At 46.5% G+C, this 12,495-nt stretch carries 11 protein-coding genes; 1 reads left to right on the top strand and 10 read right to left on the bottom strand.

Going from position 1 to position 12,495, the window contains the following annotated elements; translation table 11 throughout:
- Positions 1-67 precede the first annotated feature (67 nt).
- The 10 genes from PAHA3_RS03415 to PAHA3_RS03370 all read right to left on the bottom strand — a co-directional run bounded on the left by PAHA3_RS03415 (position 68) and on the right by PAHA3_RS03370 (position 11,737).
- Positions 68-1,528, bottom strand: a complete 1,461-nt coding sequence (locus PAHA3_RS03415) for a sensor histidine kinase (RefSeq protein WP_062833478.1) — start codon at positions 1,526-1,528, stop codon at positions 68-70.
- Position 1,529: 1 nt separating this feature from the next.
- A complete protein-coding gene (locus tag PAHA3_RS03410) occupies positions 1,530-2,219 on the bottom strand; it encodes a response regulator transcription factor (protein WP_062833477.1) in 690 nt (229 codons plus the stop codon).
- Positions 2,220-2,391: 172 nt separating this feature from the next.
- The gene (locus PAHA3_RS03405) at positions 2,392-4,056 is read right to left on the bottom strand and encodes a S1C family serine protease (protein ID WP_062833476.1); all 1,665 of its coding nucleotides are present in this window, start codon (positions 4,054-4,056) and stop codon (positions 2,392-2,394) included.
- Between the two features lie 148 nt (positions 4,057-4,204).
- A complete protein-coding gene (locus tag PAHA3_RS03400) occupies positions 4,205-4,867 on the bottom strand; it encodes a response regulator (RefSeq protein ID WP_062833475.1) in 663 nt (220 codons plus the stop codon).
- 18 nt (positions 4,868-4,885) lie between these two features.
- Complete coding sequence (locus PAHA3_RS03395) at positions 4,886-5,911, bottom strand: HAMP domain-containing sensor histidine kinase (RefSeq protein WP_062833474.1); 1,026 nt, start codon at positions 5,909-5,911, stop codon at positions 4,886-4,888.
- A gap of 3 nt (positions 5,912-5,914) precedes the next feature.
- Positions 5,915-6,943, bottom strand: coding sequence for a cell wall-active antibiotics response protein LiaF (gene liaF / locus PAHA3_RS03390; protein WP_062833473.1), 1,029 nt, complete (start codon positions 6,941-6,943; stop codon positions 5,915-5,917).
- Positions 6,944-7,141: 198 nt separating this feature from the next.
- Entirely contained in the window at positions 7,142-7,351 is a 210-nt protein-coding gene (locus PAHA3_RS03385) for a hypothetical protein (RefSeq protein ID WP_062833472.1), read from the bottom strand.
- A gap of 111 nt (positions 7,352-7,462) precedes the next feature.
- Positions 7,463-8,002, bottom strand: a complete 540-nt coding sequence (locus PAHA3_RS03380; protein ID WP_081595013.1) for a 3D domain-containing protein — start codon at positions 8,000-8,002, stop codon at positions 7,463-7,465.
- Between the two features lie 428 nt (positions 8,003-8,430).
- A complete protein-coding gene (gene thrS / locus PAHA3_RS03375) occupies positions 8,431-10,368 on the bottom strand; it encodes a threonine--tRNA ligase (RefSeq protein WP_062833471.1) in 1,938 nt (645 codons plus the stop codon).
- Positions 10,369-10,783: 415 nt separating this feature from the next.
- On the bottom strand, positions 10,784-11,737 hold the full coding sequence (locus tag PAHA3_RS03370) for a putative sporulation protein YtxC (RefSeq protein ID WP_062833470.1): 954 nt from the start codon (positions 11,735-11,737) through the stop codon (positions 10,784-10,786).
- A 171-nt stretch (positions 11,738-11,908) separates the two neighbouring features.
- On the opposite strand from PAHA3_RS03370, the gene PAHA3_RS03365 reads away from it, so the two are divergent.
- Positions 11,909-12,313 carry a hypothetical protein gene (locus tag PAHA3_RS03365; RefSeq protein ID WP_062833469.1) on the top strand — a complete coding sequence of 135 codons (405 nt, stop codon included), beginning with the start codon at positions 11,909-11,911 and terminating at the stop codon, positions 12,311-12,313.
- Positions 12,314-12,495 lie beyond the last annotated feature (182 nt).

Below are 12,495 nucleotides of genomic sequence, written 5' to 3'. Positions count from 1 at the left end.
TTGGTTGCCACCCGCTTTCTTTCTCGGCAACGTTGCCGATGTAATTGCAGTCCTGTCTATTATACCTTTATTCGATAGGCGGAGCAAAGACAACCGGCAACCAGATAATAAAGGTGGTTCCTTCTCCACGTCTGGTCACAACCTCAACCGATCCATGGTGTTCCTCAATGATCCACTTGGCAATGGAAAGTCCCAGACCTATGCCCGGTGTAGCCCCGCGGGATTCATCTGCCCGATAGAAGCGATCAAAGATGAACGGCACTTCGTCCCGATCCATCCCAATACCGGTGTCGCTGATGCGTAGTCCTACCTGACCTTTGTACAATACAGCATCCAGGGTCACCGAGCCTTCCGGTGTGTATTTAAACGCATTTTCGATGAAAATAAACAACATCTGTTGCAGATAATCCTTGCTGCCGTTCACATAGATACCATTGAGTATTGACAGATCACCCGGACGCCAGTCCGCATGATGATCCAGAAATTGCGATCTACGCGCCACTTCCTGTACCAAGATCTGTAGAGGAATCGGATTGAGTTCAATTTTCTGGCCTGTATCCGCTCTCGCCAATGACAGCATGTCACTGATCAATCTGCTCATGCGCTTGCCTTCATCGGCCATGTCCTCCAACGCCTCGACGGACATCTGTCTTACCGTTTCTTCATCCAGATTCGGTCGGTCGGTTCCCTCCTGATCCCACAGCTTCTTCAGGAAGTCAACATTCCCGCGAATGGTCGTCAGCGGCGTACGCAGCTCATGCGATGCATCGGATACAAAGCGGCGCTGGGCAGCATTCGTCTCCTCCAACCCGCGGAAGGACAATTCTGTACGTTCAAGCATGTTATTCACCGTTTCGATCAAACGCCCAATCTCATCCTTCGGTCCTGCATATTGAATTCGTACACTCAAGTCATCCCCGGATTGAATCTGGTTCGCAGCATCAATGACATTCACAAGTGGACGCATCGACTTCCGAGCCAGTACGAGACCTGAGGTAATAGCCAAAGCCATCGCCACCAGCCAGCCAAATACCAAAATATTAAGAAGCGCTTCTAATAAGCGCTCCTGTGAACTTACGTTAGCTCCTACCTGAAGTATTCCACGTACCTCATTGGTTCCTTGAAGAGAAAGGGGAAGCTGATTCACCAGAAATGGTGTTCCATCCACATAGATTTTGGATATGCCACGCTTTTCAAGAATTTCATTGGATTTCAATACCGGAAACTGAATCTCCAGTTTCTTCATATTGCCAGAAATTATGCCTGAACGACTCTGATAATCCCAGAGTTGAATGTAAATTTGTGCCTCCTGAAGCTGGCTCTCTGTAAATGGGTCCAGATCCAACGACTGCGAAAGAGGATTTACACCAATTTGATCCGTAATCCGGGCACTTTTTACCTTCAATTGCTGTTCGACTTCCTGATAGGAGTTAAAGTATACAAAGGCATAGATTACAACGCCCCAAAAGATAAGCACGGCCGCCAAAATGCCAGAATACCATGCGGTTAGTCTTAACCGAATGGACATGTCAGGAGTCACCTCTCAGAATATAACCGGCTCCCCGGATGGTCTGGATTAGACGTTTGCCACCGTACTCTTCAGTCTTCTGTCTGAGCATGGCAATGTACACTTCAAGCACGTTAGACTCACCGCTGTAATCATAACCCCAGATTTTATCCATAATCAGATCGCGTGACAGTACCCGTCTTGGATTTTGCATAAACAAATTCAACAGTTCAAATTCCTTGGCGGTCAGTTCCAGGCGTTGCCCATCTCGCACCACTTCACGTGAGTCATTGTCCAGAATAATATCTTCATACATCAGACGATTGTCCGGTGTACCCGCGATATCTGACTTGCGGCGCAGTAATGCACGGACACGTGCCAATAATTCTTCCAACGCAAACGGCTTCACGAGATAGTCATCGGCCCCTGTGTCCAGTCCGGTCACCCGGCTCTGTACTTCATCCTTGGCCGTAAGCATCAGCACTGGCACTTTGCTGCCTGCTTCCCTCAATCTGCGACATACCTCAAATCCGTCAATCTGCGGCATCATCACATCCAGCACAACGATGTCCGGCTCTTTATCCATCAGTTTGCTGAGACCTTCAGCTCCATTGGAAGCGGTCTGTACCTCATATCCTTCAAAAGCCAGCCCGCGGCGGAGCATGGACACAATTTTTTCGTCATCATCCACAATCAAAATAGTTGAGCGCATGGTCTTTCTCCTTTATCCTAACGTTTTATCCCATTGTAACAGGCAGAAGCACAATCTGCATCTTCAAGTAAAAGTTCCATCCAAGCGTGCTCCATTGTTATCCCGTTAGTTCAGGGCAAAAAAAACGGAAGGGCCTTCAAACCCTTCCGTTCTGCCAATCGTTAACCCAATATTATGGTTGCTGCTGTTGTGTATCCGTTGTTTGTGAAGTATCAAAATCATTTTTGTTACCGATTTTGATTTTCAGATCCATTTTCTTACCGTCACGAACCACATTCAATGTCACTTCACTGCCGATTTCCTGTTTCTTGATAAAATCAATCAGATCCTGACTTGTGGCGTATGGCGTACCGTTGGCACCTGTGATGATGTCATATGCACGAAGATCTGCTTGGTAAGCCGGTGATTGGAAGATCGTGCTGGCTACGACAGAACCTTCGGTCACATCTGTTCCCATTTGTTTAGCGACTTCAGGCGTGAGAGCCATCAGAGATGCACCGATAAATGGTACTGGCTCTTTGGGAACTTCTTTGTTCTCTTTAAGATATTTAACCGCTTCAGAGATGACGCTTGACGGGATCGCAAAACCAATTCCCTGTGCATCTGCGCTTACTGCAACGTTCATCCCGATAACTTCTCCGTTCAGGTTAAGCAACGGACCACCGGAGTTACCCGGGTTAATGGAAGCATCCGTTTGCAGCAAGTGGCTATATTCACGTGTTTTACCTGTTTCTTCATCCGGAATGCTAATCGTACGTTCTTTGGCACTCAATACACCTGCTGTAACGGTGTGTTCGAACCCTTCAGGGTTACCAATAGCTACAAGCCATTCACCGACTTGCGTACTGTTGGAATCGCCCAATGGAGCTACAGGGAACGCATCGTCACCACTGTTTTTCTCAATTTTCAATACGGCTAAATCCAGATCGAAGCTGCTACCGAGCAGTTTCGCTTCATAAGGCTTGCTGTTGTTCTCCAGTGTAACCTGAATCACATCTGCACCCTGAACCACGTGCTGGTTCGTCAGGATATATCCTTCTTTGTCAAAAATAAATCCAGAGCCAATGCCCAGTGGGACTAACTGATTACTGCTTTGCTGTTGTTGTTGCTGGCTCTGGCCTTGATTACCTTCCGTTCCATTACCGAAGAAGTATTGGTACAACGGATCGCTTGTATTCGATCCACCTTGACCAGTACCTGTGCGTGAGGACTGCTTCGCGAGTGTTTCGATTTTGACGACTGCTGGACTTGTACTCGTTACTACGGAAGAAACATCTTCTTTGCCTGTTGGCAGTAACGACGCTGTCACATTGTTGCCTCCGCCTGTGTTCGTAGACGCTTCCTGTCCCGAGCTTTCATTGCCTGTGTTCGTAAGTGCCGTCTCCGGTGTGAACATGTTCGTTCTGTCGGCTGTGTACATGAGAACGGTAATGACCAGCATGCCGGCAATAAAGGAGAACAAAAGTGATCTTACGGAAGAACGCGGCTTGCGGTTATTATAATTCCAGTTGCCTTTGCCGCCATTCCCTTGATCTCCACCGTTACCTGAGGCGTTTCCGCCGCCTCCGGACGATCTTTTCGCTTGCTCGGATGGTTCACTGTTATAGTAAGTAGGTACGGGTCTCACCGGATCAGGTTTTGTAATCTCTACATTACCTTCTTCACGCTGATTATTGCTTCCCATGTGATTTGCTGTATCTTCCTGATTCACGGACTGAAAAGGTCCATAAGAATAATAATAGGAGGATTCGTCCGTTCCGGAAGAATTCCGGTTCTCCGTTTGTTTGGTTTCGTTTTCCTCGTCTTGACGGTTCGATCTATAATTACGTTCGTCCATGCCTCTCTACCTCCCAATCTCTTATTCCCAAGAGATATTCTTTAACTGTCCTTATTTTGTACTTTAAACCTTAACCGTACCTTAAAAACAATTAAAAAGGAGATAAAAGCACGTAAGAATAGATTATTTTCCCCGTCATGACAGCATTTTACCCTTTCGTTTTCACCCAGCCCTGACGATGCGCATAGATAGCCAATTGTGTACGATCATCCATCTCGCATTTCATCAGCAGGTTGCTCACATGTGTTTTGACGGTTTTGATACTGATATGTAGTTCTTCTCCAATGTCTTTGTTGGTCTTTCCCTCTGCAATAAGCAACAGTACTTCCTTCTCCCGTTCAGTCAGACCTGATTCACTCTCTCTCGCTGTACGTTGCCTGATTCCCCGAGTTAAGGCCTGTGACACATCACCTGTCATCACAGGCATGCCTCTATAGGCCCCTTGAAGAGCATAGATCAGTTCTTCGGCAGAGACCGTCTTCAGGACATAACTGACCGCTCCGGCTTCAATCGCTTGAACAACAAGATCATCCTCTAGGAAACTCGTGAGCATCACAATCTTCATCCCCGGAAACTCAGTCATGATGGCTTGTGTCGCCTCAGCACCATTCATAACCGGCATCATCAGATCCATCAGGATCAGGTCCGGCATTTCACTATCATTTAACTTACGCAACTGATCAAGCGCATCCTGTCCATGGCCAGCTTCCCCCATCACATGAAAAGTAGGCTCCAGCATCAGATACGTTTTCAACCCCATTCGCACCATATCATGATCATCCACAATCATCACGTTTACTTTACCGCTCATTCCGTCTCCCCCTCTAGTTCACTCAGGAACGTTCGGGAATTTCGGGATGAATACCCGTACCGTTGTTCCCGCTCCCGGCTTTGATATAATCTGAACTTGCCCCCCAAGCTTCTCTGCCCGTTCACGCATGGTGGATAATCCATAAGACCCTGGACGCTCGGCTTGCTGCAAAAATCCCTGGCCATCATCGCTGATGCTCATGCTGATCTGATGTTCACTCTCCCGTATGGACAGACTGACCAGTCCTGCCTCTGCATGCTTCACGACATTGGCAACCGCCTCCTGAATAACAAGAAACAGCTGGTGCTCAATGGCATCCGAGATTCCGCCATCCAGTTCCAGCTCCTTCACACCTTTGAGACCATTCTGCCTGCAATAGTCGGGAAACCAGCTATCCAGTGCCGCGGTGAGATCACGCCCTTCCAACTCCACCGGTCGAAGTTGGGCAATCAGTCCTCGCATCTGACGTTGTGCAATATGTGACATCTGAATCAACTGGTCCAGTACTTTCCCGCCATGTTCCGGATTCATCTCCAGCAAACGCGGCAAGGATGAAGCCGACATATGCATGGCAAACAGCTGCTGGCTAACCGTGTCATGAAGATCCCTTGCCATTCGTTTGCGCTCTTCAATCACAGCCCGTTCCGAGGCTTGCTCCTTCTCAATGACTTCCTGCTCACCAAGGCGCTGAAGCAGTCTCATCTTTTTCTCAATTGAATCCATCATGACATTGAACTCCTGATATACACGACCGAACGAAGCATCATCCGCTTCAGGCATGCGCACCGCCAGATTGCCCTTGGACACTTTCAACATGTTGAGATCAAGCAAATCGATCTTGCGCTGAAGCCGCAAAGCAGCAATGTATCCGGTGATAACGGTGGCCAGCACAACAACGGCAACATAGGTCCATGCCCGCTGACGTCCAGCCCCCATCAATACCTCTCCATACAATAGATAGAATCCACCCAGCGTAATCAGACCGGTTAGCGCAAAATACATCATCAGTTCCCACTTATTGGCCTTGAGAATTGTTCGGATCATGCATTAACCCACCTTATTGACTTTGACGTCTCCGATAAACACACTTACAATAATCCGCACCTTTTTGCTGGCTTCACGATAATGAGCAGTTTCAGCTTGAGCACTACTTAGGAATCCGCCGCGTTTCTGGTTCAACAATGACATGTCTCCAATGAATGAATTCGTCGTCACTGTCACACCCAGATCCATATCCTCTGGTACAAATACTTTTACATCACCGATAAATGAAGAAATGACAATCTTCGTCTCCCCGTAAGGAATCTGTGCTTTGGTCAAATCAATCACGGTATCTCCGATAAAGGCCGAGATGTTCATCGGTTTTAGCGAGAACACTTCCTGTCCCATGTACAGATCTCCAATGAATGCTGATTTATTAATGGTATTTCCACTGCCATAATCTCCATAACCATTCCCGTAGCCATCGTCATAATGTTCTTCATATCCGGTATCACTGGAGTTATACGATTGATATTTCTTCTTATATTGATGCCCTTGTGAAGATGAATCCGTTGATCCTGTGAAATGAGGGCCATGTGAATCGTTCTTCTGTTCCTGTTTCGGTTTGCCAAATGTTTTCTCGAATTGTTCGTCAAACGAAGATGGCATCTCCAAATCCTCAGGGGACAACGGTTTATAAGGTTGCTCAGGTGCTGGAGGTGGCTGCATCTTGTCATGATGTTTCCGATCACGACGTCGCGGCCCAATCAGTACGAACAATCCTCCGCCAATCAGCATAACCGGAATCAGATAACGAATGAACTCCCCCATGGAGTAATCAATCCATCCCAGGTTGCGGGCAAGAAAGTATCCACCAATCGCCAGTACAATTACCGGTCCAATGAAGGCATAGCCCCCGTTGCGACGTATCTCGGAGATCCCTTTGACTCCCCACCAGATTAAAAATAACGGCCAATATGTTCTGAAAATATATCCTACATCAATGTCATATCCCAATTGTCTGAACAAGATCATCGCACCAATAGCAATAAGAGGTATGCCTACCCACCAGCGGTCACGCGTAGATCGTTTCATCGCTCATGTCTCCTTCGTCTGTATTATGTATCCAGTGTAACTCAGACAAGACAATGAGAACAGCGGCGGCAGATGGAAGTCTTCTCGGTCTCGAGACTGAGATGGGAGGATATATTTGTAAAAACTTCACATATGTAAAACACCCCGGAGCTGCTGCTCCAGGGTGCTGAATCATCATTTTAGTTAATGAATCTTCAATTATTTTTTGTATTTTGATGCTTTGCCTTGGCTTGTTTGGCCTGTGTTTTCTACACCAAACTCGGCATTGTATTTTTCATCAGGTGTTTGGAAATTATCTTGTACTTTGTGTTGAGCGGATTGCTTCACTTTAGCTGCTGCATTCTCTTCTCCAAACTCTGCATTGTACTTCTCGTTTGGCGTTTGGTACCCTTGTGATTTTTTAGCCACAACGAATCACCTCTCTCTTCATATTTACGCTGCATTGCTGCACCGCGGGGTTCGTCCCCAGTCAGTATTATGTGGAGAGAGCACTTCAGTTATTCATGTGACCATGTGAAATTATATGGCCTTGTCCAACCACGAATCCGGTACGGATTTGTACACATCGATCGCATCGGCCAACTCGCTGAGCATCTTTTCTGTGCACTTCCCAGCGCCTTGCCTGATCACCTGTACCTCCACATCCTTCTTGCCCCACTCTTTGTACACTTGCTTGGTTGTCGGGAAATACAGATCGATTTTATTGCCTTTGATCGCTGAACCGGTATCTGCAACAATGCCGTAACCATAGCCCGGAATGTACAGAATGGAACCCATCGGGAATAATTTCGGATCAGCCGCAATTGTGGAAACTGTTTCTTTATCACGACGTACTTTTACACCGGAATACGTAATTCCGTATTGAGGATGTTTTGGTCCTTTTCCTGTAGACTCCACACCTGCCGTATATCCCGTTGCTGTAACCTTTTGTGTACCCAGAATTTGTTCTGAACGCGGAGCAAGCACCGGCATAGACGGATCTGCCACTTGTTTCTCAGGAAGCTCAGGCCTTGGAATGACCATCGGTTGCGGTGACCACAATAAAGCCATATACACCATCGTTGTCAGCTGTGCCTCATCGCTGTATTGAACGCTGACCTGTTCCGGAGATTCCTGAATAGGCTTGCTATAAGTCTCAATAACCGGACCTTCAATGCTGCTGTTGCGACTCTCGATATGCAGTACTGCACTTTCCTCTTCAAATGTATACGCATCCGCCTGATCCAGTCCAATGATCATCCCGGCGAACATCACACAGCCAACCAGTAAACCCCGTATATGTTTTTTTTGAATTGAGAATTGCTTTTTCATTGTATAACCTCCCCCTCACTGCAAAGGTTTTCCAAAAAGCAATTAATCTATACTTTTCACAACAAACACGACGAAAAAACGCCTGAATAACATAGGTCAATCCCATGTCATTCAAGCGTTTTTCTGATTGATCAGCGCAACTTATGCACTGGTTATCTGATAGATCATTTGTTCATTTACACCAAACGTGTTGCAATTTCCTCTTTCAGTTGAGCGATAATCTCATCGAGCGGTTTCATGCCCAGATCGCCTTCTCCACGCTTACGCACGGATACCGCTTCTGCATTACGCTCATTCTCACCGACAACAAACATATAAGGCATTTTCTCCAGCTGTGCCTCACGGATTTTATATCCAAGCTTCTCATTCCGCAGATCGGCTTCAGCAGAGATTCCCGCACGTTTCAACTTCGCTTCCACTTCACGCGCATAATCGTCGAAGTTTCCAGATACCGGGATCACTTTCGCCTGAACCGGAGACAACCACAGCGGGAAAGCTCCTGCAAAGTTCTCCAGCAAGAATGCTGTGAAACGTTCCATTGTACTAATTACACCGCGGTGAATAACGACTGGACGATGTTTCTGTCCGTCATCTCCCACATATTCAAGTTCAAAGCGCTCAGGCAACAGGAAGTCCAGTTGGACTGTAGACAATGTCTCTTCTTTGCCCAGTGCTGTTTTGATCTGTACATCCAGTTTCGGACCGTAGAACGCCGCTTCACCTTCAGCTTCATAGAATGGAAGGTCAAGTTCTTCCACAACTTCACGCAGCATGCGTTGAGACATTTCCCACATCTCGTCGTTTTGGAAGTATTTCTCGGTATCCTTCGGATCGCGATAGGACAGACGGAAACGGTATTCGTTGATACCGAAATCTTTGTACACCGTTTGAATCAATTCGATAACACGAGCAAACTCTTCTTTGATCTGATCTGGGCGTGCAAAAATGTGTGAGTCGTTCAGTGTCATTGCACGTACACGGTGCAAACCTGTTAGCGCCCCCGACATTTCGTAACGGTGCATCATGCCAAGCTCGGCAATCCGGATTGGCAGATCACGGTAGCTGTGCATGCTGGACTTGTACACCATCATATGGTGAGGACAGTTCATTGGACGGAGAACGAGTTCCTCGTTATCCATAACCATTTTCGGGAACATATCTTCCTGGTAGTGCTCCCAGTGTCCGGATGTTTTGTACAATTCCACGTTACCCAGCACCGGTGTGTATACATGCTGGTATCCAAGACTTTCTTCCAGATCCACAATATAACGTTCCAGAGTACGGCGCAGCTTCGCACCATTAGGCAACCAGATTGGCAGGCCTTGTCCGACCAGTTGGGAGAATGTGAACATTTCGAGCTCTTTACCCAGCTTGCGGTGATCCCGTTTGCGAGCTTCTTCAAGGAAGTGCAAATGCTCGTCCAGCTGTGCTTTTTTCACAAAAGCCGTACCATAGATACGTTGAAGCATTTTGTTTTTGCTATCTCCACGCCAGTAAGCACCCGCGACATTCATCAGTTTGAACACTTTGATTTTGCTAGTCGATGGTACGTGAGGACCACGACACAAGTCGAAGAATTCGCCTTGCTCATAAATCGTAATCACGCTGTCTTCTGGCAAGTCACGAATCAACTCAAGTTTGTACGGATCGCCTACTTCTTCGAACGTTTTGATCGCGTCCTCGCGGCTAACTTCCTTACGTACAATTGGCAAGTTCTCGTTCACAATACGTTCCATTTCCTTCTCGATCTTTTGCAGATCTTCAGGATTGAGCGCATGTTCAAGGTCCATATCATAGTAGAAACCATCTTCAATGACAGGACCGATACCAAGGCGTACCTCTTGGTTACCATATAAACGTTTCACTGCTTGAGCCATCAAGTGAGCTGTACTATGACGCATCACTTCAAGGCCTTCTGGTGAATCCAGAGTTACGATCTCCACCAAAGCTCCCTCATGAAGCGTTGTGGACAAGTCCACCACGATACCATCCAGCTTGCCGGCTACGGCATTTTTGCGCAATCCACTGCTAATCGAAGCGGCTACGTCCTCAATAGTGCTGCCATCTGCGTACTCACGTACCGAACCATCCGGTAATTTAATGTTCACTGCCATTTGTCTCATTCCTCCTGTAAATGTAACCTTCGTGTCCAGATATTCATGGACTGATTATCTATTGCTATTCCAGTCAGTATGCAAAGGAACGCAAAAAACACCCGTCCCGGCAAAGGGACGAGTGACATATACTCGTGGTTCCACCCTAATTCAGCTGATTCATTCCTATGCGGAAATACAGCCCTCATTGGCATGTCGATAACGGGCATGACCCGGCAGATCCTTACTCGCGGATAATCCCCAATAAAGGCGACATTTTAACTCCACTTTCAAAATTGCAGCTACAAAGGGGTAAACCATACGTGATATCCGGAGGAAATTTCAGCCAAGGTTCCTCTCTCTGCACCGATCTTGCGTGTGGTTGTTGTCTTTGTCAACGCTTTTGGTTCAATGGTTCACATGAAAAAATCATGGATCAACAGTTATTATAATTGCCGAGATCACTTGCGTCAAGACCTGTCAACAATCCTGAACGCAGTACTTCACATTCCGGGCAATGATGACATATTTGCACCTTGTCTTCAAAGATCTGGCATATGGTCGAGATGATCGGCAAATCCGGGGTGCGTGTATGCAATATGACTTTCTCTGGAGAGATCGAAATGAGTGTACTTACAATCATATCTTCAATATCCATCTCCAATTCTAGACCCGGCATCTCTACGACGACCTGCTCATCCTTTTGCACAGGTAACAGATTAAGTCCGGCATCAAGCACCTGAAATTCATGCATTCCCTTGTGCACAAGATGGACCAGAGGTACTTTGGCTTCCTGAAAAAACACAAAATATTTTAACAGCCCCATAAACTCTTCATACTGCCGATCCATCCAGAATTCATCCAGCGCATACTCCACTAATTCCTGAAGCTCCTGCTTATATGGACGTATGCGGAAATTGATAATGCCTTCAAGATGAAAAAAATGAACATCCTCCAGATCCTGACGCAATCCACTGGCCAACGTAGTACGGCGGCGTTCCCGAAGTCCGGGTTGATCCAGATCACCATTTAATAGTAGAGGCATACATATCCGATTAACCTTTTCCACCTCGTGCTCATCCATGACAGAACATGCCTTGGCAATCATATCCTCCACCATGTTCCGTTCTTGTGTCTCCATAATGAAGTCAGCGAGTCCAAGGGAGAGCAGATCACTGATCCGGGGAAGCCATTGCTGGAAGTCTTCGTGATTCTCATTCCCTCTGCATACCCAGGTTGCTCTTCCATCATTATGTTTGAAGGTGAGCCGAAATCCTCTTTTACTTATATGTAAACCTTTGGTTTTTTCCTTGACACAACGATAAAATTGATCTGCTTCCTCTTGCCCCGATACATCGGTCCATACAGCGAACAGTTCCACAAGAATCACTCCTTTCCTTCCTGTTCAAAGTATATGGCAAGGCTGATGGGGATATACGAAGCGGATTGATGGAAAGCGTGTCATGATTTCTCAGTATATTATGAAGAGGTTTGGAGTTAAGACAAAAATGTGTTATTATTTTAATAACAGTATGTTTCACGGAAAAGGAGGGAAGCCAAAATGAGACAACAACCTAGAATACTCCACTACACCATTATTATCATTTTGTGCGTTTTCCAAGCCTTGTGCTTCCCTATTCCGATGCAGTCCGAGTCTGCCGTTGGGGTGTCTGTTGACGCAACTTCCAATAAGGAAGTGTTGCTACAAATACCCGAATCCCAGCAGAAACCTGTTATTCGCAAATATCCACAAGTCATGTCCAAGCTGATTGCGGTTACGCATAATAAGCCTGTCTTTCTTGTCCTCGCATTGTTATTGATGCTGCGAATCCCTACAACGGGTCTGTCCTTTAAACCGTGGTATTGTCTGTTCAAACGCAGATTATTTCTGCTGCCTATTAAGTTTACCAGCATGTATGTATCCCTCACCCCAATGGCACCAAAATACGTGAACGCTCTTCACTAGCCGTTACGACGTATTTACAGGTTGCTTTTGCATGGAGACACCTCTGTATTTAAGACGGTGTTCTTGTGCATAACTTATAACCCTTTTAGCACACGTTAGATAAACGAATGTTTATGACAGTACCTATTTTTGTTGTACCCACACCGACAAATTCAAATCATATGGCTGTGTCAGGAATTTCT

It is taken from the genome of Paenibacillus amylolyticus (assembly GCF_001570725.1).
In the GTDB taxonomy this organism is placed as follows: Bacteria; Bacillota; Bacilli; order Paenibacillales; family Paenibacillaceae; genus Paenibacillus; species Paenibacillus amylolyticus_A.
This window is presented reverse-complemented; position numbering and strand designations above follow the sequence as displayed.

What these genes read in the sequence shown, in the direction of transcription:
- PAHA3_RS03410 (WP_062833477.1), bottom strand. Translation starts at nt 2,219, where the DNA reads ATGCGCTCAACTATTTTGATTGTGGATGATGACGAAAAAATTGTGTCC.
- liaF (WP_062833473.1), bottom strand. Translation starts at nt 6,943, where the DNA reads ATGAAACGATCTACGCGTGACCGCTGGTGGGTAGGCATACCTCTTATT.
- PAHA3_RS03380 (WP_081595013.1), bottom strand. Translation starts at nt 8,002, where the DNA reads ATGGTGTATATGGCTTTATTGTGGTCACCGCAACCGATGGTCATTCCA.
- PAHA3_RS03365 (WP_062833469.1), top strand. Translation starts at nt 11,909, where the DNA reads ATGAGACAACAACCTAGAATACTCCACTACACCATTATTATCATTTTG.
- PAHA3_RS03400 (WP_062833475.1), bottom strand. Translation starts at nt 4,867, where the DNA reads ATGAGCGGTAAAGTAAACGTGATGATTGTGGATGATCATGATATGGTG.
- thrS (WP_062833471.1), bottom strand. Translation starts at nt 10,368, where the DNA reads ATGGCAGTGAACATTAAATTACCGGATGGTTCGGTACGTGAGTACGCA.
- PAHA3_RS03415 (WP_062833478.1), bottom strand. Translation starts at nt 1,528, where the DNA reads ATGTCCATTCGGTTAAGACTAACCGCATGGTATTCTGGCATTTTGGCG.
- PAHA3_RS03395 (WP_062833474.1), bottom strand. Translation starts at nt 5,911, where the DNA reads ATGATCCGAACAATTCTCAAGGCCAATAAGTGGGAACTGATGATGTAT.
- PAHA3_RS03405 (WP_062833476.1), bottom strand. Translation starts at nt 4,056, where the DNA reads ATGGACGAACGTAATTATAGATCGAACCGTCAAGACGAGGAAAACGAA.